Consider the following 21,476-nt stretch of genomic DNA (forward strand, 5'->3'; position numbering starts at 1 on the left):
TCAAGCGTCAGAGCGTTGATTCAGGTCAGGCAAGTCTAGCGGGTGAGCCAGATAAGGGAGGCAAAGCGACCAGTGCGCGAAGCGCGACGGTAGGAGAAGAAGCGCGGATCAGTCACGGTGCAGAAACCGCCACCATAAACAGCGGTGACACCACGTTCAGCCAGACGCAGGCGCGCCAGCAAATAGATGTCAGCCATGAACTTGCCAGCATTGTGGCTTGGCACGAAGGCTGATGCCGCTTCCGGCAATTGCTTGACGAAGACTTCCCGAACCTCCGGGCCGACCTCAAAGGCTTGCGGGCCGATGGCAGGGCCGAGCCAGACCAGTACTTCTGCGGCCGGAACATCGAGACTGTCGAGGGTAGCTTCCAGCACACCCGCCGCCAGCCCCCGCCAACCAGCATGAGCCGCCGCGACACGGGTGCCGGCGCGATCGCAGAACAATGCCGGCAGACAGTCCGCCGTCATCGCCGCGCAGGCGATGCCCGGCGTTGCTGTCCAGCTGGCGTCTGCGGTCGCAACAATGCCCGGATCCGCATGCGCCACGGCAATTCCGTGCACTTGCTGCAACCAGGCAGGCTGTATAGAGAAGTGATCGGTGAGGCGCCGACGGTTCTCGGCCACAGCCTCAGGACGATCATCGACATGATCGCCCAGATTGAGGCTGTCGAACGGCGCCTCGCTGACACCACCCTCGCGGGTGGTGACGCAGGCTTTGACGCTGGCCGGCGCAGGCCAGTCCGGCGTCAGCCAGTTCATCCGATGAAGGCCTCGCGATCCTGCTTGAGCAGGGTCAGCAGCCAGACGAAATCTTCCGGCAGCGGTGACTCCCAGCTCATGCGCTCACCGGTCGTCGGATGATCCAGCTCAAGGAAGCGCGCGTGCAGGGCCTGACGCGGGAAATGCTTGAGGGATTCAACCATCGTCGGGTTCGCGGCTGGCGGAATGCGGAAACGGCCGCCATACGCAGGATCGCCGACCAACGGGAAGTTGATGTGCGACATGTGTACGCGAATCTGGTGAGTACGACCGGTTTCCAGCTTCACCCTTACGTGGGTGTGCGAGCGGAAGCGCTCCAGCACACGGTAGTGACTGACGGCAGGCTTGCCGCCTTCCATCACCGCCATGCGTTGACGCTGCTGGCCGTGACGACCGATCGGGGCGTTGATCTTGCCCCCAGCGGTGACCACACCGATCACGATGCACTCGTAGATGCGGCTGACGCTGCGACTCTGCAGTTGCGTCACCAGCTTGGTCTGCGCCTGAATGGTCTTGGCCACCACCATCAGACCGGTGGTGTCCTTGTCAAGACGATGCACGATACCGGCGCGCGGGACATTGATGATGTCCGGCACGTGGTGCAGCAAGGCGTTGAGCAAGGTGCCATCGGCGTGACCGGCAGCCGGGTGCACCACCAGGCCCGCAGGCTTGTTGATCACCAGAATGTCGTCGTCTTCATAGACGATGTCGAGTTCGATGTCCTGGGCGATCCATTCGCCCTGGGCTTCCTGCTCGGCAGTCAGCTCGAGGATGGCACCGCCGTGCACGATGTCGCGAGGGCGGATGACCGCCCCGTCCACAGTCAGGCGACCTTCTTTGATCCAGGCGGAAAGGCGCGAGCGAGAGTGCTCAGCGAAGAGTTGGGCAGCGACTTGATCGAGGCGTTGGCCGCCCAATTCGGACGGCACCTCTGCGCGAAGTTCAATTTTATCGGACATGCTCTGACTGTGCGTCGGCACAGCTTTTGGTTTCGGCTGCGCGCTTGTGGTTAAATACGGCGTCTTTTGCCCCGAGGCTTTTCAACGGGGCGCTCATCATAACAGGACGGCCCCGCCCAAGACAGCGGCCGTCATAGGGACGCAAGCCGCCATGCAAGTGAAACACCTGCTGCTGATCGCCATCCTCGCATTGACCGCTGCTTGCTCATCGAAGGAAGTCGTAGACGAAAACCTCAGCGAAGCCGAGCTGTATCAGCAGGCTCAGACTGACCTGGACAACAACAGCTACACCAGCGCCACAGCCAAGCTGAAGGCTCTGGAGTCGCGTTATCCGTTCGGTCGCTACGCCGATCAGGCACAGCTGGAGCTGATCTACGCCAACTATAAAAACGCCGAGCCGGAAGCTGCAAAGTCTGCCGCCGAGCGTTTCATTCGTTTGCACCCGCAGCATCCGAACGTGGATTACGCGTACTACTTGAAAGGTCTGACCTCGTTCGACCAGGACGTCGGCCTGCTGGCGCGCTTCCTGCCGCTGGACATGACCAAGCGTGACCCGGGCGCCGCGCGCGACTCGTACAACGAGTTCGCCCAGCTGACCAGCCGCTACCCGAACAGCCGCTACGCGCCGGACGCCAAGCAGCGCATGATTTATCTGCGCAACCTGCTGGCCGCCTACGAAATCCACGTGGCCGACTACTACCTGACCCGTCAGGCTTACGTAGCCGCTGCCAACCGTGGTCGCTATGTCGTGGAAAACTTCCAGGAAACCCCATCGGTCGGCGACGGCCTGGCGGTGATGACTGAAGCCTACCAGCGTCTGCACCTGGACGACCTGGCAGCCACCAGCCTGGAAACCCTGAAGCTCAACTACCCGAACCACCCGAGCCTGCAAGACGGCCAGTTCGTGCCACGGGTTGCCGAAGCCGACAACCGTTCGTTCCTGAGCAAGGCGACTTTGGGTCTGATCGAGTCGCGTCCACCGCTGCCGCCGGGAGAAACCCGTGCCAACCAGGACGTGCAGAAGCAGTTCCAGGACGCGAAAGACGCAATTCCGAACGAGCTCAAGCCTAAAGACGAAAACGGCGACGTGATCGAAGAGCCAGAGCCTGAGTCGAGCAACACCGACCGCTCGTGGTTCAGCTACATGACTTTCGGCGTGTTCGACTGATCACACCGGATGTACAAAAAGGGAGATCTGCGGATCTCCCTTTTTCATTTCTGCGCTTTAATCCGCTGTGCGCTTGTCGGTAGCTTGGCTAAACTGCCGGATCATCAGTCGGAAAGCCGCTCATCATGCTTCGTTTATTGTTCTGGATCGTCGTGATTTTTGCCGCGATATGGTTGTGGCGTAAATTCAAGGCGCCTGCCGCGTCCAATCAATCCAACCGTGCCCCTCGCGAACAGGACGCCCCACCAATGGTGCGTTGCGCCCATTGCGGCGTGCATCTGCCGCGCGACCGCGCGCTGAGCGTGCAACAACAGTGGTATTGCAGCCAGGCTCACCTTGAGCAAGGCCCGGGTACCCGTGATCGCTGAGGCCACCCACGCCGACAGCAAACAGGCGCAGCGCCTGCTGCGCCTTTATCATCTCTACCGCTTGAGTATCGGCATCACGCTGGTGCTGCTGATCTCCAGCAACATGGACAACCGCCTGCTGACGTCGGCCAACGACGAATTGCTGCGCGGTGGCAGTTGGCTGTATCTGATCCTCAACATTCTGTTGGTGGTGTTCCTTGAGAACACCCGACGGCCAGCGCAGCTGTTCAGTCTGGCCCTCGTCGATGTCCTGCTTTTATGCGGTTTGTTCTTTGCTGCGGGCGGCGTCGGCAGTGCGCTGGGCAATTTGCTGATTGTCTCTGTGGCGATCAGCAACACCCTGCTACGGCGGCGCATCGGGCTATTGATCGCCGCCATCGGTGCGCTGGGCATCGTCGGCTCGAGCTTCCTGCTCGGCTTCAACCATGCCCTTAGCGCCAATGAATACTTGCAGGCCGGCACCCTCGGTGCGCTGTGCTTTGCCGCGTCGTTGCTGGTGCAGGGACTGATCCGCCGCCTCGAAGTCAGCGAAACCCTTGCCGAGCAACGTGCCAGTGAAGTGGTCAGCCTCGAAGCCCTCAACGCGCTGATCCTGCAACGCATGCGCACCGGCATTCTGGTGCTCGACGAGGCGCGGCGAGTGCAACTGGCCAATCACAGCGCGCAAACCCTGCTCGCGCAGTCGCACCTTCAGGGGCATTTGATCGATGACTATTCCACGGCGCTGGTCGATCGCCTGCAACTGTGGCTGAACAACCCGACCTTGCGCCCGCAGAGCCTGAAAATCCCCGGCAACGGCCTGGAACTGCAACCGAGCTTCATTGCCCTCGAACAAAGCCCCCACCAACAAACCCTGGTATTTCTCGAAGACCTCGCGCAAATCGCCCAGCAAGCCCAGCAACTTAAGCTCGCCGCACTCGGGCGCTTGACCGCCGGCATCGCCCACGAGATCCGCAATCCGTTGGGCGCCATCAGTCACGCCGCGCAGCTATTGGCTGAGTCCGAGGAACTCGATAGCGCGGATCGGCGTCTGACGCAGATCATTCAAGACCACTCCCAGCGCATGAACCGAGTCATCGAAAACGTCCTGCAACTGTCCCGCCGCCAGCAAAGCGCGCCGCAACGCCTGGATCTCAAGCCATGGCTGGAAAACTTCGTTGTCGAGAGTCGTGAACAGGCCAGCGAACGCCAGCAGATTCACCTGCGGATCAATTCGGGAGACTTCACCACGCTGATGGACCCGAACCAGCTCACGCAAATTCTCGACAATCTGTTACGCAACGGCTGGCGCCACAGCGCCCTGCTGCATGATCAGGCCGAAGTCTGGCTGTCGTTGTTCAGTGATCCCGACAGCCAGTTGGCGGTCCTCGAAGTGCAGGACAACGGCCCCGGCGTCCCGCTCGATCAACAGACGCATCTGTTCGAACCGTTCTTCACCACCAGCAGCCAGGGCACCGGCCTTGGGCTTTATCTGTCCCGTGAGCTGTGCGAAAGCAACCAAGCGCGCCTAGACTTTCAATCACGCCAAGGCGGCGGCTGCTTTCGCATCACCTTTGCTCACGGACGGAAACAAAGTTGAATACGAGCCCACGGCAAAAATCCTCATCGTCGACGACGAACCGGATATCCGCGAACTCCTGGAAATCACCCTGGGACGGATGAAGCTCGACACCTACAGCGCACGCAATCTGGCTGAAGCCCAGGCGCTGCTGAACCGCGAGAGTTTCGATCTGTGCCTGACCGACATGCGCCTGCCCGACGGTACGGGGCTGGAGCTGGTGCAGCACATTCAGCAACGCTATCCACAACTGCCGGTGGCGATGATCACCGCCTATGGCAGCCTGGAAACGGCCATCAACGCTTTGAAAGCAGGTGCTTTCGACTTCCTCACCAAACCGGTGGACCTCACTCGTTTGCGCGAACTGGTCGGTACAGCCCTGCGCATGCCGGCGGCGGGAGGCAGCTTTACCTCCATCGATCGGCGCTTGCTCGGCGATTCGCCACCGATGCGCATTCTGCGCAAGCAAATCGACAAACTCGCTCGCAGTCAGGCGCCGGTGTACATCAGTGGCGAATCGGGCAGTGGCAAGGAACTGGTTGCGCGCCTGATTCATGAACAGGGGCCGCGCGCCAGCCAGCCGTTCGTACCGGTGAACTGCGGAGCGATCCCGACGGAACTGATGGAAAGCGAGTTTTTCGGCCATCGTAAAGGCAGTTTCACCGGCGCGGTCGAGGACAAACCCGGACTGTTTCAAGCCGCCCATGGCGGCACGTTGTTTCTTGATGAGGTGGCGGACTTGCCGCTGTCGATGCAGGTAAAACTGCTGCGGGCGATCCAGGAAAAAGCCGTGCGCAGTGTCGGCGGCCAGCAGGAAAGCGTGGTCGATGTGCGGATTCTCTGCGCCACGCACAAGGATCTCGACGCGGAGGTCGCGGCCGAACGCTTTCGTCAGGACCTTTATTACCGCTTGAACGTGATCGAACTGCGCGTGCCGCCCTTGCGAGAGCGGCGCGATGACATCGAAGTGTTGGCGGCCAGTATGCTCAAGCGTTTGGCCAAGGACACCGGCCAGGCGGCAGCACGCTTGCATCCACAGGCGTTGGCAGCGCTGAAGAATTACCGGTTTCCGGGGAATGTGCGGGAGTTGGAAAACGTGCTTGAGCGGGCACACACCTTGTGTGAGAACCGCACGATCGAGGCTGAAGATTTACGTCTGAGCGAAGGCAACTGCGCGGCGGACGGCGGGATTGCCGATCTGACGCAGATCGACAATCTGGAAGATTATCTGGAGAACGTTGAGAGGAAGCTGATCTTGCAGGCGCTGGAAGAAACGCGCTGGAATCGCACGGCGGCGGCGCAGCGGTTGAGTCTTTCGTTTCGTTCGATGCGCTATCGGCTGAAGAAACTGGGCCTGGATTGAGGACCCCTTCGCGAGCAGGCTCGCTCCCACAGGGATCTAGGGTGTTCACAAAATGTGAGTTAACCGGAGATCCATTGTAGGAGTGAGCCTGCTCGCGATGACGGCCATCCGATCGCTGAAGAAATATCAGACTAGATCCGGCCCTCGGGCGCATACGGCGCCGGATCAATAATCGGCGTCCTTCCCAGCATCACATCGGCAAACAACTGACACGACGCCGGCGCCAGCACCAGTCCATTGCGGTAATGCCCGCAGTTCAACCACAACCCGTCAAACCCCGGCACCCGACCAATGTAAGGAATGCCCTCCGGCGAGCCCGGACGCAGCCCTGCCCAGTGCCCGATCACTTCGGCATCGGCCAACGCTGGCAATAACTCCACTGCCGAAGCCTTGAGACTTTCCAGCGCCACATCGGTCGGCGTCTTGTCGTAGCCTTCGTGCTCCAGCGTGCTGCCAATCAGAATGTGGCCGTCACGACGCGGAATCGCATAACGGCCCTTGGCCAAAACCATGCTCGGCAGAAAATCCGCCGCGCACTTGTAGAGAATCATCTGGCCTTTGACCGGTTCAACCGGCAGCGTCAGGTCCAGCGTCTTGAGCAAATCACCGCTCCACGCACCGGCCGTCAACACGATCTGATCACCTTTGATCACGCCGTTGGAGGTTTCGACGCCGACGACCTGCGCGCCCTCACGGACGAATCCGCTGACCTCGCACTGTTCGTGAATCGTCACGTTCGGCAGTGCCTGTAGGGCCGCCTTCAACGACTTCACCAGACGCGGATTGCGCACGTTGGCGACATCGGCCATGTAGATCGCCCGCGAGAAACCGCCACCGAGGACCGGCACCGCATCATGCGCCGCCGAGATATCCACAGCCCGCAACGGGCGGTTTTCCCGCTCGGCCCAGGCCAGCGCTTCGGCTTCGTCGTCCAGATCCAGCCAGTACAGGCCCGTGGTGTGCACTTCAGGATCAACGCCAGTGTCGGCAAACAAACGCTCGCCGAGCTGTGGATAAAAGTCCTGCGACCAGTGCGCCAGTGCGGTAACCGCCGGGCTATAGCGCCACGGATACAACGGCGAAACGATACCGCCGCCCGCCCAGGACGATTCCTGGCCGAGGTTCGAGCGATCGAGCAGCACCACGCTGCGCACTTCGGAGGCGAGATTGTAGGCGGTCAGCAGGCCAATCACCCCGCCACCGACAATCACCACTTGCTGTTGCCTGGTCATGTTTGATCCAACCGTAAAAAAGACAGTGGGCGCAAGAGGCACCCGAAAGAAAGCGCCTCAGCGGCCCCAGCAATCCTTGGTGGTCAGCCCGGTAGTCGCGTTGTTCATGCTTCTGACGCCGGTGTTGGTCAGGGTGAAATCCCCGCACTTGTCGGTGGCCATGGACGTACCCGTTTTGCGGGTAGCGGTCAGCAGGAAGGTCTGGTCAGCGATGGTCGGGGTGATGGTGTAGAAATCATTGCCCGTGCTCAGACCAGTGATGCCGGTATAGACATTGTTCTTGGTGTAGAAACGCTCGAGGGTTTGCGCCTGCTCCGAGAGCAGTGACACCACTTCGGCGCGACGGCCTTTTTTCAGGTACTCGGTATAGCTCGGTGCGGCGATGGTGATGACGATACCGATGATCGCAATCACGATCATGATTTCGATCAGGGTGAAGCCTCGGTTGAATCTGCGCATGCCTCAAACTCTCACTTACTGTATTTGTCGCCACATGATACGACGGCTGCCACCGCCGCCCTTTTCCACAACGGTTGTGATGGTGCCACTGGTGTCGCCCACAAGCTTTTCGGTGGCATTTGCGGAGATGACGTTAAGGGTCGGAATGCCACCGGTGAATATCACGCCACTGGATATCGTGTCATTGCTGTCGACCAAACGGTCAGTATTGGTGTTGATGACGGCATAGTTGAGCATCTTACCGCTGAACGCATCCAGTTCGATCAGTTTGCCGGTACCAAAACTCGCACAGGGATCGGTGGTATCAACACTGGCCGTGGTAAAGACAATTCGGCCCAGCACGATACTCGCCTGATTGATCACCCGCTCGCCGGTCAGCACGTTGTTGTACACCAGCGGCAGATACCAACCCTTCTCCGCCGGATACGTCGTGTCATTCTGCGTTGTGGTCAGAAACTGTCCAGAGCTGCCGGCAAATGACCCGGTGATCGCCTGCGGCTGCAGACTGCTGACAGTCAGTTGACCAGAACCACCATCGGCGTCCCATACGGAATAGAACGCCTGCAAATCCTTATTGGTCTTGTCGGCCGTTTCATTGAACTTGCCGGTACCGACGAAGATCTGTTTGCCGCCCAGCGCATTATCCGCCAGTAACGGCTGCGCGGTGATCGGTTGAGTCGCCCCGCCCGCCGTGGTGAACAGTGGATTGCCGGAAAACGCCACGCCCCAACTGTCGGAGGACGTGGCACTCAGGTCGAACTTCCATAACCGCCCCTTCAAGTCGCCACCGTAAGCGGCCTGCACCACATTCGAAGAGTTGACCTTGAGTTTCACCGACGACAAACCGTTGCTGGTTTCCGTGCTGTCGATAACGATTTTCCTGATCAGCGAACCATCCAGCGCATCCAGTACATATAAAGCTGCAACGCCCGAATTGCTGCCGTAGCCGTTGGCAATGAATGTCGCCCAGCGACCATTGGCCAAGCGTGCCACTTCCGGACGGGCGTAGGCGTAACCCAGATCATTGAACGCGTTCGCCGTGTTGGCAGTGACCGGCGCACTAGCTTCCCACAATGCCCTGATGACATTGCCCGCCGAGGCATCAAACAGTTGCAGTCCATAAAAGGTTTTACCGCCGGTCCCAGTGCCACCAATGGCTAGAGTTTTCCAGTTGGTGCCGGCCTGCGCATCGAACACGCCGACCTGACCATCCACCAGAAACTTGTGGCTGACGCCGTTGACGTAGTTGGTGTCCGCGATCAGACGCAACGACGGCAGCACGCTGGAGGGCATGTACGCATAACGACGTGTGCCGTTCGCCGAATTGATCACGTTGACGAAACCGTCATTGGCGTTCACCACCAGACTGGCATTCATGTTTGCAGCCTTGGTCGTCAGGTAGTTGGTGTAACTGCTATCGCCCGACAGATCAGAGGCGCTCTTGTCTGCAGGCGACGCGAGTACCAGCGGCGAATTGATAATATCGCCAAGCAGCACACCGCGTACTTTGAGCCCGGTCTTGTTAGTCCCTTTGCTCCACTCCACAAGATCATTGCCGTTGATACCGGTGGGCAGGCCCTGATTCAGCGTCGTCTGCTGGGCTAGGGAAAAGTTGCCGAATGCCAGGGCTATCGGCGCATTGCTCACGGTGTTCCATGATTGAAAAGTCGGTGCCGTGGCAGAGGGCACGATGGTGGTGTCGGTCGTCCATTGCACAGCCGAGGTATTCACCGTGCCGGTCGCGGTAAAGCCGAACGACCTGATCGTGCCGCGCCAATCCTTGGGATCGTAAGTGGTTTGATAAAAACTGCTGCCAATGGTCAACGTGCTGCTGCTGGCGACGCCGGCACCACCAGAGCCAGCCTTGGAAGTGATATCACTCAACGCCGACGACAAGGCAGCATTGAGTCCCGTGCTGTCAGTCGCTTGGTAATACCTGCCCTGCCCATAACTGGCCGCGTCCGACAGCATGTCGTTGTCGGCGGTGAACCCCACGGTATAGGTGTTCATGTTCTGCTTGGGAAAATCCACCGCGTTCCAACTCTTGCCCGCCGCGTCCGTGCCGGTCGAACGCATGTCGATGTCGAAAGCAAATTTGGCGATGTCATCCAGATACAGCGTGTCCCCTTCGTTGTCACCATTGAGATTGTTGCCGTCATTGTTGACGCCGTCCCAGTTCGGCAAACGGCTGCCGCCCAATGGGTCGTTAGTCGGGAAGGTTCGGTCGAAAGTGGGTAGACCGTCGGTAATCACCACGCCGTAGTTTTTCTGGCAGCGATACTGAATCGGGCTCGTGTAGGTAGTCGGCGTGCTGTTGTAGTACGGCGCCATACCGCGCATGTAGCGGGTGATTTCGTAATAGGCTTCCGCCAACGGCGTGTTGGCCACGGCGCTCAAGCCGTTGATGGAAGAGATCAGTGCGTTGTAATTGGTGTCGGCCTGGGCTTGAGTCACGCTGCCGGACACCGGCGACAAATCGGTGATCGATCGGGCGATGAAACCACCATTGCCCGAGTTGGTACTGGTGGCCGGGTTGAAGGTCGATAGGCCCATACGCAGGGTGCGGTTGCTGCTGACCAGTGCTGTGGAAACGCTTCGCGCAACATTCATTCGGTAGTCGTTGGGAATTGCTCCTGTGGTGAAGTCACGGGTGCCATTGCTCGTAGCCAGGCCGACGATATAGGAAATGTAATCGGCGGAATATCGGGTGTTCTCATTGCCTACGGGGTCGGGCAGCTTCAGGCATAACGGCGCCACGCTGTTGTTGTAGAACGCATAGGCGCCGCCCGAGCACCCGGAGGTCGGCAGGCTCGATAGAAACACCGTGTCGCCGGTGATCTGCGGAGCATTGAGCGCAGAGCACAATCCCAGGAAGGCATTGCACTGCCGGGCGGGTGCACGGTTGATGTTCGGATCAAATCCGGCGGCGTAAATGATGCTGTTCATACTCCCCGAATCATCGATCAGCAGCATCACATTCGGTGGCACCGCTGCAGCACTCAACAGCGGCGAATCGGACGGCGTGAATGCATAGACGGGCGTCGCCAGATACAAGCTCAGCAGCAGGCCGAGCAGCAGCGATGTGCAGCGTTCAATACTTCGCATAGACACTCTCCACCACACTGCGCGAGCTGCCGGCAATGCCGACAGCAGTGACGCGATACAACGTCGCCGAGGTGTTGCTCGGCACGTTGACGGCGGTCAGTGTGGTGCCGATGTTCTGCACACCATAGAAACCATTGCCGGCGGCGATCCAGGTCACCCCGGACGTCGAGTTGAACCCCGCCGCACTGACCACCGACGACTCCGCCGGCGGTGCGCATTGGGTGGTGCCGCTGCACACGGCGAGCGAATAACTGTCCAGTTGCACAGCGCTCTCCCCAACACGCAGAGCCGCCTCGGCCGTCTGGAACGACTGATTGCGCAGGCTCACACTGCCGGCCATTTTTTCCTGCAGGTTGGCGCTTTGCATCGACGACAAACCAATCAGGGTCAACAACAGCAGGAATACCAGACTGACCAGCAACACCATGCCTTGCTGAGTCTGACGGGAGTGAAGAGAAATCCTCATCAGCGCGCCCTCACTGCAAGCGGTTGCGCAAAGCGGCAACCACGTTGAAGGTTTGATTGCGCACCCGATTGTTCGGATCGTTGAGGGTCAGGCTCAGCCGCACACTGCGAATGCGCGCCGGATCGGCGGGGTTGGCGCTGTAGGTCGAGGCCGCCACATCCGTCGCGGAACTGGCCAGACCGAAGGTGACGTTGAATGCACTGACATTATTCACCAACACCTGCTGGGTCGGCGTTCCGCTGCCGGTGCCCATGAGAATCTGATTGTTGCTGAAGCTGTAGATCAGACGCAGGATCGGGAACGCGATCTGCCCGCTCGCCGGTGACCGCAAGCCGGTATAGGCCGTTGCGCTATTGCGACAGTCGGAGAGCACTGTCCAGGTTGACGTGCCCCCGCCGCTGCCGATATCGGCGGTGACCAGCGTCAGTTTAAGGTTCGCATTATCCCAACTGATCGGGATGACCTGTGCGGCGTTGAAATCCCCCGCCGAACTGGAATCCGTGATGGTGCCGAGACAACCGAACATCCCCACCATACGAATTTCCTGAATCATTTTGCTCAACACAAAACGCGCGTCTTCCTGCATCGCTGCGGCACTGTTCTGGCTGACATAGGTATTTTTTGCTGCAATGAAAATCTGCACCACACCCAGCACCACGATGAGGCCCAGTGCCAGGGCGATGAGCAATTCGATCAGGCCGAAACCACGTTGATGGCGCCTCATGGTGTGGCTACCGGATCGACTGCGGCGCGACTGCTCAGGACAAAACTGCGTTGAGCGCTGGCGGTGTTGGCTGCCCGCGCATCGCTCCAGTTGATGGTGATGGTGTAAACGCGCTGATTGAGGCTGATGCTACCGGTGGCCGTCGGCCCGCCGAAATTGCTGATATTGGTGGAGAAGTCGTAGAGGTCTTGATCGCGGGCAACGCTCAGATTGCCCGAGGTCGGCGGTGTGACAGTGTAGTCAGCGCCGGAGTTGGCGCGGATGCGGTCCATCATGTCGTAGGCGATGAAACTGGCCTGACTGGTCATCCGTGAGCTGTCGGTGTACTTCAGCGCATTCAGTTGCACGGCCGCCGCGCCCAGCAACCCGACCGTCAGTATCAGCAACGCGACCAGCACTTCGATCAGCGTCATCCCATGCTGCACGTGTTGACTCCCTGCCCTCATCCGCAAGTTCCACCCAATTGAATTCGTCCGTTCAAACACACGTTCAGCGTCCTGCTTTGCGTTCCCAGCGTGTAACTTATGGCCACCGCCGTCGACGGTGCCGCCAGACCGCCAAGGTTGTTGAAATCCAGTGCGGTCACTCCTGAGGGTAGCGTCAGAGTCGCGCCGCTGCTCATCGCGGGAACAACCCGCAACACATTGGCCGGATTGCCAGTACTGTCGTAGACCGCCAGCTCACCGGTCCAGACGCTGCCACCAGCGGTTGGACGCAAGCGCAGCGTCGTACCACGGTCGATGGCCTCGAGCCTGGCGAAATTGATCGCCCGCTGCAGGTCGCCCATTTCGGTGTCGGCCTTGCTGCCCTGAACCGAACGGGTGAATGCCGGCACCGCCAGGGTGATCAGAATCACGAAGATCGCGATCGCAACCAACAACTCGATCAGCGTGAAACCTTTTGTACGAAGATCCATCGATGCCCTCCGTTGCCGTCGGCTATACCTGCTTCTACACGCTAGAACATTCAACCGGCCCGCGTCGGTTGATTTGCCCTGCCCGGCGCACGGAGCGCGCCGTTCATCACACTCCACGGAGGGATTTTTCATGCCGCAACAGGGTTTCAGCCTGATAGAACTGCTTATGGGACTGGCGATTGGCGCAATTGTTCTGCTGCTGGTCAGTCCGGCGTTTGCCACGCTCAAAGAATCGAACCATCGGGACCAAGCGGCGCAATCGCTGCTCGATGGCCTTCGCAACGCCCGCACACTGGCCATCACGCGCAATCAGAGCGTGGTGATTCATGGCATCAACGGCGACTGGAGTCAGGGCTGGCGGATCATTCTGGATATCAGCGGCAAGGGGCCGAAAGACAGCAACAATCCACTGCTACAAGAAAGTGTGAGCGACACGCAGGTGCCAATTGTCGGCAATTGGTCGGTGAGTCGTTACGTACGTTTCAGCAGTCTGGGGCAACCGCTGATGCCCGGGCGGGCATTTCAGGCAGGGACATTACATGTCTGCTCTGCTCGCGAGCCGGTCAGCCAGCGTCAGATAGTACTGGCGGCGACCGGCCGTGTACGCCTGAACAGCCAAGAGACTGAGCAGGCGCTGTGCCACAAAAACCAGCGTGTCAGATCGAACGCACGCGCAGCTCTTTAGGCATCGAGAACGTGATGTTCTCTTCGCGACCGGCCAGCTCATCGGCACCGGTGGCACCCCAAGCCTGCAGTTGCTGAATCACGCCACGCACCAGTACTTCCGGCGCGGAGGCACCGGCGGTGATGCCGATACGCTCAACGCCATCGAACCAGCTCTTTTGCAGGTCTTCCGCGCCGTCAATCAGGTAGGCCGGTGTGGCCATGCGCTCGGCAAGCTCACGCAGACGGTTGGAGTTGGAGCTGTTCGGGCTGCCAACTACCAGCACCACGTCGCACTCGTCGGCCAGTTGCTTGACCGCGTCCTGACGGTTTTGCGTGGCGTAGCAGATGTCGTCCTTGCGCGGACCACCGATGGCCGGGAAGCGCGTGCGCAAGGCATCGATGACGCGACTGGTGTCGTCCATCGACAGCGTCGTCTGAGTAACGAAAGCCAGTTTTTCCGGATTGTGCACCTGCAACTCGGCAACGTCTTTCTCGTCTTCGACGAGGTAAATCGCGCCGCCATTGCTGCCGTCGTACTGACCCATGGTGCCTTCGACTTCCGGGTGACCGGCGTGGCCGATCAGGATGCACTCACGACCGTCGCGGCTGTATTTCGCCACTTCGATGTGCACCTTGGTCACCAGCGGGCAAGTGGCGTCGAATACTTTCAGGCCACGTCCGGCAGCTTCGGTACGCACGGCTTGGGAAACACCGTGGGCACTGAAGATCACGATGACGTCGTCCGGCACCTGATCCAGCTCTTCGACGAAGATCGCCCCGCGGCTGCGCAGGTCTTCAACGACGAACTTGTTGTGCACTACTTCGTGACGCACGTAGATCGGCGGCCCGAAGACTTCCAGGGCGCGGTTGACGATTTCGATCGCCCGGTCCACGCCAGCGCAGAAGCCACGGGGGTTGGCGAGTTTGATTTGCATGCTGTGCCTCGTGTCTTGCGCGCGAAAACAATGAAAAACCACTGTAGGAGCGAGCTTACTCGCGAAGGGGCGTCACCTTTCAACATCTCTGTTAGCTGACACACCGGTTTCGCGAGCAAGCTCGCTCCCACATTTGACCTTATACAGTCAGTTACAGCGCTTTAACGTTGATGATTTCCACGTCAAAGGTCAGCGTCTTGCCCGACAGCGGGTGGTTGAAGTCGATGGTCACTTGCGTGTCGTCGAACTCTTTCACCACACCCGGCAGCTCAGTATTGGCCGCGTCATTGAAGATCACCAGCAAACCCGGTGACAACTCCATATCGACGAACTGCGAACGCGGAATGATCTGTACGTTCTGCGGGTTCGGCTGACCGAAGGCGTTTTCCGGCTCGACGGTCAGCGTGCGCTTGTCGCCGGCCTTGAAGCCGAACAGCGCCGCTTCGAAACCCGGCAGCAGGTTGCCGTCGCCGACCTTGAAGGTCGCCGGGGCTTTGTCGAACGTACTGTCGACGGTGTCGCCGTTCTCCAGGCGCAATGCAAAGTGCAAGGTGACTTCCGTGTTCTGGCCGATGCGTTGCTCAGCCAATACCTGTTCAGTCATGAACGGCTTCTCCGGTCTTTTTACTTTTGAACATATCCAGTGCCAGCATCACCGCACCAACAGTGATGGCGCTGTCGGCGAAGTTGAACGCCGGGAAGTACCAGCGGTTCTGCCAGTGCACCAGAATGAAATCGATCACATGGCCCAAGGCAATGCGGTCATACAGATTGCCCAGCGCGCCACCCAGCACCAGCGCCAAAGCGACGGCCAGCCAGGTTTCGTTGCGGCCCAGGCGCTTGAGCCAGACCACCAGCACCGCACTGACCACAATCGCGATCAGGGCGAACAACCAGCGCTGCCAGCCGGAGCTGTCCGCCAGGAAGCTGAACGCCGCGCCGGTGTTGTAAGCCAGGGTCCAGCTGAAGTAATCAGGAATGATCACGATCTGCTGGAACATTTCGAGCTTGCCTTCGAAGTAGAACTTGCTGGCCTGGTCGATGACCAGAACCAGCAAACTCAACCACAGCCAGCTCAACCGTCCAAAACGGCCAACGGCATTAGGCATAGTGACGAACCTCGCCAGCGCCGCTGATGTTGTCGACGCAACGACCGCAGATTTCCGGATGCTCCGGGTTCACACCGACGTCTTCACGGCAGTGCCAGCAACGGGCGCATTTCGGGAAGGCCGATTTGACGATCTTCAGCTTCAGGCCGCTGACTTCAGTCACTACTGCATCGGCCGGAGCCTGTACGAACGGCGCAACGCTGGCTGTCGAAGTGATCAATACAAAGCGCAGTTCGTTGCTCAGCTTGGCCAGATCGGCGCTCAGGGCGTCTTCGGCGTACAGCGTCACTTCGGCTTGCAGGTTGCCACCGACAGCTTTCGCTGCGCGCTGGATTTCCATTTCTTTGTTGACCGCTACTTTGACCGCCATCACGCGTTCCCAGTAGTCGCGGCCCAGTTCAACGTCGGCCGGCAGTTCGGTCAGACCTTCGTACCAGGTGTTGAGCATGACCGATTCGTTACGCTCGCCCGGCAGGTATTCCCACAGTTCGTCGGCGGTGAAGGCGAGGATCGGCGCGATCCAGCGCACCAGCGCTTCGGAGATGTGGAACAGCGCGGTTTGCGCCGAGCGGCGGGCCTTGCTGTTGGCGCCAGTGGTGTACTGACGGTCCTTGATGATGTCGAGGTAGAAACCGCCCAGCTCCTGCACGCAGAAGTTGTGGATCTTCGAGTAAACGTTCCAGAAACGGTATTCGCCGTAGTGCTCTTGCAGCTCACGTTGCAGCAGCAAGGTGCGGTCGACCGCCCAACGATCCAGCGCGAGCATTTCTTCAGCCGGCAGGATGTCGGTAGCCGGGTTGAAACCGCTCAGGTTCGAAAGCAGGAAGCGCGCGGTGTTTCGGATACGACGATAAGCGTCCGCACTGCGTTGCAGGATCTGATCGGAAACCGCCATTTCACCGGAGTAGTCAGTCGAAGCAACCCACAGACGCATGATGTCGGCGCCCAGAGTGTCGTTGACTTTCTGCGGCGCGATCACGTTACCCAGCGACTTGGACATCTTGCGGCCGGCTTCGTCGACGGTGAAACCGTGGGTCAGCAGTTCGCGGTACGGCGCGTGGTTGTCGATGGCGCAACCGGTCAGCAGCGACGAGTGGAACCAGCCACGGTGTTGGTCGGAACCTTCCAGGTACAGGTCGGCACGCGGGCCGCTCTCGTGACCCATCGGGTGCGAACCGCGCAGGACGTGCCAGTGCGTGGTGCCCGAATCGAACCAGACGTCGAGGGTGTCGCTGATCTTGTCGTACAGCGGCGCTTCGTCGCCGAGCAACTCGGCAGCGTCCATCTTGAACCAGGCTTCGATACCTTCGACTTCAACGCGCTTGGCCACTTCTTCCATCAGCTCGACGGTGCGTGGGTGCAGTTCGCCGCTTTCCTTGTTGAGGAAGAACGGGATCGGCACGCCCCAGTTGCGCTGACGCGAGATGCACCAGTCCGGGCGGTTGGCGATCATCGAGTGCAGACGCGCCTGGCCCCAGGCCGGAACGAATTTGGTGTCTTCGATGGCTTTGAGCGAGCGCACACGCAGGGTGTCACCGCTGGTTGGCTCTTTGTCCATGCCGATGAACCACTGCGCGGTGGCACGGTAGATCAGCGGGGTCTTGTGGCGCCAGCAGTGCATGTAGCTGTGTTCGATGACGGTGGTGTGCAGCAGCGCACCGACTTCGGTCAGTTTGTCGACGATGGCCGGGTTGGCCTTCCAGATGAACTGGCCGCCGAAGAATTCCAGCGACGGCACGTACACGCCGTTGCTCTGCACCGGGTTGAGGATGTCGTCGTTGACCATGCCATATTTCTTGCAAGTCACGAAGTCGTCCACGCCGTAGGCCGGAGCGGAGTGAACCACGCCGGTACCAGCGCCCAGTTCGACGTAGTCAGCCAGATACACCGGCGACAGACGGTCATAGAACGGATGACGGAAGTTGATCAGTTCCAGCTGTTTACCGGTGGTGGTCGCGATGACCGAGCCTTCGACGCCATAGCGCGTCAGGCAGGCTTCGACCAGCTCTTCAGCCAGTACCAGCAGCTTGTCGCCGATGTCGACCAACGCGTAGTTGAATTCCGGGTGAACGTTCAGCGCCTGGTTGGCCGGGATGGTCCACGGGGTGGTGGTCCAGATCACGATCGAGGCAGGTTTGCCCAGCGACGGCAGACCGAACGCGGCAGCCAGTTGGGCTTCGTCAGCGATCGGGAAGGCGACGTCGATGGTCGAGGACTTTTTGGTCTCGTACTCGACTTCCGCTTCAGCCAGGGCCGAACCGCAGTCGAAGCACCAGTTCACAGGCTTGAGGCCCTTGAACACGAAACCGCCCTTGACGATTTCAGCGAGGGCGCGGATTTCACCGGCCTCGTTCTTGAAATCCATGGTCTTGTACGGGTTGGCCCAATCGCCCAGCACGCCGAGACGGATGAATTCGGACTTCTGCCCTTCGATCTGCTCGGTGGCGTAGGCACGGCACAGTTCGCGGGTCTTGTCCGCGCCCAGATTCTTGCCGTGGGTCACTTCAACCTTGTGCTCGATCGGCAGGCCGTGGCAATCCCAACCCGGAACGTACGGCGCGTCGAAGCCCGACAGGGTCTTCGAGCGGATGATCATGTCCTTGAGAATCTTGTTCAGTGCGTGACCGATGTGGATCGTGCCGTTGGCATACGGAGGACCGTCGTGCAGAACGAACTTCGGACGATCCTTGCCAATCTCGCGCAACTTTCCGTACAGGCCAATACTGTCCCAGCGCTGCAGGATCTGCGGTTCGCGCTGTGGCAGGCCGGCCTTCATTGGGAAGGCGGTGTCCGGAAGGTTAAGCGTGGCTTTATAGTCGGTCATTTAAGGCTCTTCATTAGCGATGGGCGCTAGGTGCGGCTAGTGCACGGGCGGTGGCGACATCCGCATTGATCGCCGTTTTCAATGCCTCCAGGGAGGCGAAGCGCTGCTCTTCACGCAGCTTTTGGTGGAAAACCACCGTCAAACGCCGGTCATACAGATCGCCGGCAAAATCTAGAAGATGGACTTCAAGGTGGGCCTTGCCATCACCTTGTACCGTGGGTCGTACGCCGATATTGGCGACACCGGGCCAGGTCTTGCCGTCGATATCGACATTCACCAGGTACACACCTGTGAACGGCACGCGACGACGTTTGAGTTGAATGTTGGCAGTGGGCGTACCCAGTTGCCGGGCCAGTTTCTGGCCATGCAGCACGCGACCGGCAATGCGGTACGGGCGACCGAGCAAACGTTCGGCCAGGGCAAAATCGGCGGCAGCCAATGCATTACGCACCTGCGTACTGCTGACGCGAATGCCGTCCAGCTCGACGGTTTGTGCCGCTTCAACGGTAAAACCGTGCATCTGCCCGGCCTGCAGCAGGAAGTCGAAATCGCCGAGGCGGTCGCAACCGAAGCGGAAGTCGTCACCGACTTCCAGATGCTGCACGCCGAGACCATCAACGAGGATGGTGTCGACGAACTCGCTGGCGCTGAGCTTGCTCAAGCGCTGGTTGAACGCCAGGCACAACACCCGGTCGACGCCTTCGGCAGCCAGCAATTGCAGCTTGTCGCGCAAGCGGGCCAGACGCGCCGGCGCGGTCTCGGGGGCAAAGAATTCCCGTGGCTGCGGCTCGAAAATCACCACGCAGCTGGGTACGCCCAACTCGAGCGCACGCTCACGCAGTCGGGCCAGGATAGCCTGGTGACCACGGTGAACACCGTCAAAGTTGCCAATAGTGGCGACGCAGCCCCGATGCTGGGGGCGCAAGTTGTGGAGGCCTCGAACCAGCTGCATAACGCGCTTCTTGCTCATAAAGTGGTCGATTATAACCACACCCGACGGTCGACGACAGGCAACACCGTAACGCAAAGTGAACGAGCCGACAAAACTGCCGGCCCGCGCCTGTTTATAAAGGGTAAAACCTTAACTCAAGGCCTTGCGATTGAAGTCGCGCAAACGGAAACCAAGCAGCAGCAACATACCGAAATAGGCGACCACGCCCGCCGCGACCAATGCGCCCAGACGCAGGAAGCGCTCAAGCATGTGCCCTTGGTCCCACGCCGGCATGAAATGCATGCCAACCAGTAACACCGCCGACATCACCGCCACGGCGATAACCAATTTGAAACCGAACCTGGCCCAACCCGGCTGCGGCTGATACATCTGTTGCTTGCGCAGTTGATAGAACAGCAACCCGGCATTCAGGCAGGCACCGGCGCTGATCGCCAAGGCCAGACCGGCATGAGCCAGCGGGCCGATCAACATCAAGTTGAACAACTGCGTGCACACCAGCGTGAAGATTGCGATTTTTACCGGAGTACGGATGTTCTGCTGCGCATAGAAGCCCGGCGCCAACACCTTGATCACGATAATCCCGAGCAGACCGACAGAATAGGCAATCAGTGCGCGCTGAGTCATTTCCGCGTCGAAACCACTGAATTGACCGTACTGGAACAGCGAAACAGTCAGCGGCTCAGCGAGAATTCCCAGCGCCAGCGCACAGGGCAGCACCAGCACAAAGCACAGACGCAGGCCCCAATCGAGAATCCGCGAATACTCGTGACGATCCTTACTGGCGTAAGTTTTGGCCAGCGTCGGCAGCAGAATCGTGCCCAAAGCCACGCCAAGCACGCCGGATGGCAGCTCCATCAAACGGTCGGCGTAATACATCCACGACACCGAACCCGCGACCAGAAATGAGGCGAAAATCGTGTTGATGATCAGCGAAATCTGGCTGACCGAGACACCGAGAATCGCCGGCAACATCTGCTTCATCACCCGCCAAACACCGGTATCACGCAGATTCAGACGCGGCAGCACCAGCATGCCGATCTTTTTCAGGTGCGGCAGTTGATAGAGCAACTGCGCCAGACCGCCGACCAAGACCGCCCAACCCAATGCCATGACCGGCGGATCGAAGTACGGCGTGAGGAACAGCGAAAACACAATCATGCTGACGTTGAGCAACGTTGGCACAAAGGCCGGCACTGAGAAACGGTTCCAGGTATTGAGGATCGCCCCGGCCAGCGATGACAGGGATATCAGTAATATATACGGGAAGGTCACCCGCAACAGATCGGAGGTGAGCTGGAATTTTTCCGGCGTATCGGTAAAACCGGGCGCGGTGGCCCAGATCACCCAAGGCGCGGCGATCATGCCCAGCGCAGTGACAACCGCCAGCACCAACGTCAGCAAGCCCGATACGTAGGCAATGAACGTGCGCGTCGCCTCTTCGCCCTGCTGGCTCTTGTATTCGGCCAGAATCGGCACGAATGCCTGCGAGAAAGCGCCCTCGGCGAAGATCCGCCGCAGCAGATTGGGCAGTTTGAAGGCAATAAAGAAGGCATCCGTCGCCATCCCGGCGCCGAATGTACGGGCAATCAGCGTGTCACGAACAAAGCCCAGAATCCGGGAAAGCATCGTGATAGAGCTGACGGCGGCCAACGATTTGAGCAGATTCATTGAGGGAATTTGTGCCTGTCGATAAACAGCAGGCGAACAAAGCGCCTACTTGTGCGATACTCCGCGCCGCAGCAGCACAGAGCCAAAGCTCGCGAGTTTACAGGTCAAGCGCCGGAAATAAATATCCCGCCTCTTTATACCTACCACTTAGCGGAACGTTTCAAGTGCCCTTGACAAGACTTCAACTCATCGGCATGATTCGCGGCCTATTTTGTTTGCTATTTCCTAAAAAGTCTTTCGAGGAGC

The 21,476-nt window shown here is 59.5% G+C and carries 20 protein-coding genes; 5 read left to right on the plus strand and 15 right to left on the minus strand.

Annotation, left to right across the window (positions count from 1 at the left end; genetic code table 11):
• Positions 1-35 precede the first annotated feature (35 nt).
• On the minus strand, positions 36-758 hold the full coding sequence (gene pgeF / locus AB4O01_RS15795; RefSeq protein WP_427119792.1) for a peptidoglycan editing factor PgeF: 723 nt from the start codon (positions 756-758) through the stop codon (positions 36-38).
• Positions 755-1,717, minus strand: coding sequence for a 23S rRNA pseudouridine(1911/1915/1917) synthase RluD (gene rluD / locus AB4O01_RS15800; protein ID WP_034153865.1), 963 nt, complete (start codon positions 1,715-1,717; stop codon positions 755-757). The genes pgeF and rluD overlap by 4 nt, the downstream gene beginning before the upstream one ends.
• Before the next feature lie 151 nt (positions 1,718-1,868).
• Between rluD and AB4O01_RS15805 the strand changes: the two genes are divergently transcribed.
• The 4 genes from AB4O01_RS15805 to AB4O01_RS15820 all read left to right on the plus strand — a co-directional run bounded on the left by AB4O01_RS15805 (position 1,869) and on the right by AB4O01_RS15820 (position 6,174).
• The gene (locus AB4O01_RS15805; protein ID WP_093434846.1) at positions 1,869-2,885 is read left to right on the plus strand and encodes an outer membrane protein assembly factor BamD; all 1,017 of its coding nucleotides are present in this window, start codon (positions 1,869-1,871) and stop codon (positions 2,883-2,885) included.
• A 125-nt stretch (positions 2,886-3,010) separates the two neighbouring features.
• Positions 3,011-3,253 carry a PP0621 family protein gene (locus tag AB4O01_RS15810; protein WP_093434843.1) on the plus strand — a complete coding sequence of 81 codons (243 nt, stop codon included), beginning with the start codon at positions 3,011-3,013 and terminating at the stop codon, positions 3,251-3,253.
• A complete protein-coding gene (locus AB4O01_RS15815; RefSeq protein WP_116255863.1) occupies positions 3,243-4,832 on the plus strand; it encodes a sensor histidine kinase in 1,590 nt (529 codons plus the stop codon). Before AB4O01_RS15810 ends, AB4O01_RS15815 begins: the two co-directional genes overlap by 11 nt.
• Positions 4,807-6,174: a sigma-54-dependent transcriptional regulator gene (locus AB4O01_RS15820; protein ID WP_460089008.1), complete on the plus strand. Its 1,368-nt coding sequence runs from the start codon at positions 4,807-4,809 to the stop codon at positions 6,172-6,174. Before AB4O01_RS15815 ends, AB4O01_RS15820 begins: the two co-directional genes overlap by 26 nt.
• A gap of 131 nt (positions 6,175-6,305) precedes the next feature.
• Here the strand turns inward: AB4O01_RS15820 and thiO are convergent, their stop codons facing one another.
• The 7 genes from thiO to AB4O01_RS15855 are packed head-to-tail and all read right to left on the minus strand — an operon-like array spanning position 6,306 to position 13,076.
• Positions 6,306-7,406 (minus strand): glycine oxidase ThiO, encoded by a 1,101-nt coding sequence (gene thiO, locus AB4O01_RS15825; RefSeq protein WP_460089009.1) that lies wholly within the window; start codon positions 7,404-7,406, stop codon positions 6,306-6,308.
• Positions 7,407-7,463: 57 nt separating this feature from the next.
• Positions 7,464-7,865, minus strand: coding sequence for a type IV pilin protein (locus AB4O01_RS15830; RefSeq protein WP_093434831.1), 402 nt, complete (start codon positions 7,863-7,865; stop codon positions 7,464-7,466).
• A 15-nt stretch (positions 7,866-7,880) separates the two neighbouring features.
• On the minus strand, positions 7,881-10,970 hold the full coding sequence (locus AB4O01_RS15835) for a pilus assembly protein (protein WP_460089010.1): 3,090 nt from the start codon (positions 10,968-10,970) through the stop codon (positions 7,881-7,883).
• Positions 10,957-11,436 carry a pilus assembly PilX family protein gene (locus AB4O01_RS15840; RefSeq protein WP_095048697.1) on the minus strand — a complete coding sequence of 160 codons (480 nt, stop codon included), beginning with the start codon at positions 11,434-11,436 and terminating at the stop codon, positions 10,957-10,959. The genes AB4O01_RS15835 and AB4O01_RS15840 overlap by 14 nt, the downstream gene beginning before the upstream one ends.
• 10 nt (positions 11,437-11,446) lie before the next feature.
• Positions 11,447-12,160, minus strand: a complete 714-nt coding sequence (locus tag AB4O01_RS15845) for a PilW family protein (RefSeq protein WP_460089011.1) — start codon at positions 12,158-12,160, stop codon at positions 11,447-11,449.
• Complete coding sequence (pilV, locus tag AB4O01_RS15850; protein ID WP_460089012.1) at positions 12,157-12,606, minus strand: type IV pilus modification protein PilV; 450 nt, start codon at positions 12,604-12,606, stop codon at positions 12,157-12,159. Before pilV ends, AB4O01_RS15845 begins: the two co-directional genes overlap by 4 nt.
• Complete coding sequence (locus AB4O01_RS15855; RefSeq protein WP_186623942.1) at positions 12,603-13,076, minus strand: GspH/FimT family pseudopilin; 474 nt, start codon at positions 13,074-13,076, stop codon at positions 12,603-12,605. The genes pilV and AB4O01_RS15855 overlap by 4 nt, the downstream gene beginning before the upstream one ends.
• 130 nt (positions 13,077-13,206) lie before the next feature.
• Here AB4O01_RS15855 and AB4O01_RS15860 point away from each other — a divergent pair, with 130 nt between their 5' ends.
• Entirely contained in the window at positions 13,207-13,761 is a 555-nt protein-coding gene (locus AB4O01_RS15860) for a GspH/FimT family pseudopilin (protein WP_460089013.1), read from the plus strand.
• Here the strand turns inward: AB4O01_RS15860 and ispH are convergent.
• The 6 genes from ispH to murJ all read right to left on the minus strand — a co-directional run bounded on the left by ispH (position 13,733) and on the right by murJ (position 21,230).
• A complete protein-coding gene (ispH, locus tag AB4O01_RS15865) occupies positions 13,733-14,677 on the minus strand; it encodes a 4-hydroxy-3-methylbut-2-enyl diphosphate reductase (protein WP_034153853.1) in 945 nt (314 codons plus the stop codon). The genes AB4O01_RS15860 and ispH overlap by 29 nt on opposite strands.
• A 151-nt stretch (positions 14,678-14,828) precedes the next feature.
• Positions 14,829-15,266, minus strand: coding sequence for an FKBP-type peptidyl-prolyl cis-trans isomerase (gene fkpB / locus AB4O01_RS15870; RefSeq protein WP_175559621.1), 438 nt, complete (start codon positions 15,264-15,266; stop codon positions 14,829-14,831).
• A 7-nt stretch (positions 15,267-15,273) separates the two neighbouring features.
• Positions 15,274-15,786 carry a signal peptidase II gene (gene lspA, locus AB4O01_RS15875; RefSeq protein WP_007909836.1) on the minus strand — a complete coding sequence of 171 codons (513 nt, stop codon included), beginning with the start codon at positions 15,784-15,786 and terminating at the stop codon, positions 15,274-15,276.
• A complete protein-coding gene (gene ileS, locus AB4O01_RS15880; RefSeq protein WP_093434808.1) occupies positions 15,779-18,610 on the minus strand; it encodes an isoleucine--tRNA ligase in 2,832 nt (943 codons plus the stop codon). The genes lspA and ileS overlap by 8 nt, the downstream gene beginning before the upstream one ends.
• Positions 18,611-18,623: 13 nt before the next feature.
• Positions 18,624-19,562, minus strand: coding sequence for a bifunctional riboflavin kinase/FAD synthetase (gene ribF / locus AB4O01_RS15885; protein WP_174244482.1), 939 nt, complete (start codon positions 19,560-19,562; stop codon positions 18,624-18,626).
• A gap of 129 nt (positions 19,563-19,691) precedes the next feature.
• On the minus strand, positions 19,692-21,230 hold the full coding sequence (gene murJ, locus AB4O01_RS15890; protein ID WP_460089014.1) for a murein biosynthesis integral membrane protein MurJ: 1,539 nt from the start codon (positions 21,228-21,230) through the stop codon (positions 19,692-19,694).
• Positions 21,231-21,476: the final 246 nt, after the last annotated feature.

This window comes from Pseudomonas sp. S2_E02, from assembly GCF_054668355.1.

Excerpts from the sequence above, each read along its gene's own strand:
- pgeF (WP_427119792.1), bottom strand. The coding sequence starts at position 758 with ATGAACTGGCTGACGCCGGACTGGCCTGCGCCGGCCAGCGTCAAAGCC.
- rluD (WP_034153865.1), bottom strand. The coding sequence starts at position 1,717 with ATGTCCGATAAAATTGAACTTCGCGCAGAGGTGCCGTCCGAATTGGGC.
- AB4O01_RS15805 (WP_093434846.1), top strand. The coding sequence starts at position 1,869 with ATGCAAGTGAAACACCTGCTGCTGATCGCCATCCTCGCATTGACCGCT.
- AB4O01_RS15810 (WP_093434843.1), top strand. The coding sequence starts at position 3,011 with ATGCTTCGTTTATTGTTCTGGATCGTCGTGATTTTTGCCGCGATATGG.
- thiO (WP_460089009.1), bottom strand. The coding sequence starts at position 7,406 with ATGACCAGGCAACAGCAAGTGGTGATTGTCGGTGGCGGGGTGATTGGC.
- AB4O01_RS15830 (WP_093434831.1), bottom strand. The coding sequence starts at position 7,865 with ATGCGCAGATTCAACCGAGGCTTCACCCTGATCGAAATCATGATCGTG.
- AB4O01_RS15835 (WP_460089010.1), bottom strand. The coding sequence starts at position 10,970 with ATGCGAAGTATTGAACGCTGCACATCGCTGCTGCTCGGCCTGCTGCTG.
- AB4O01_RS15840 (WP_095048697.1), bottom strand. The coding sequence starts at position 11,436 with ATGAGGATTTCTCTTCACTCCCGTCAGACTCAGCAAGGCATGGTGTTG.
- AB4O01_RS15845 (WP_460089011.1), bottom strand. The coding sequence starts at position 12,160 with ATGAGGCGCCATCAACGTGGTTTCGGCCTGATCGAATTGCTCATCGCC.
- pilV (WP_460089012.1), bottom strand. The coding sequence starts at position 12,606 with ATGAGGGCAGGGAGTCAACACGTGCAGCATGGGATGACGCTGATCGAA.
- AB4O01_RS15855 (WP_186623942.1), bottom strand. The coding sequence starts at position 13,076 with ATGGATCTTCGTACAAAAGGTTTCACGCTGATCGAGTTGTTGGTTGCG.
- AB4O01_RS15860 (WP_460089013.1), top strand. The coding sequence starts at position 13,207 with ATGCCGCAACAGGGTTTCAGCCTGATAGAACTGCTTATGGGACTGGCG.
- ispH (WP_034153853.1), bottom strand. The coding sequence starts at position 14,677 with ATGCAAATCAAACTCGCCAACCCCCGTGGCTTCTGCGCTGGCGTGGAC.
- lspA (WP_007909836.1), bottom strand. The coding sequence starts at position 15,786 with ATGCCTAATGCCGTTGGCCGTTTTGGACGGTTGAGCTGGCTGTGGTTG.
- ileS (WP_093434808.1), bottom strand. The coding sequence starts at position 18,610 with ATGACCGACTATAAAGCCACGCTTAACCTTCCGGACACCGCCTTCCCA.
- ribF (WP_174244482.1), bottom strand. The coding sequence starts at position 19,562 with ATGCAGCTGGTTCGAGGCCTCCACAACTTGCGCCCCCAGCATCGGGGC.
- murJ (WP_460089014.1), bottom strand. The coding sequence starts at position 21,230 with ATGAATCTGCTCAAATCGTTGGCCGCCGTCAGCTCTATCACGATGCTT.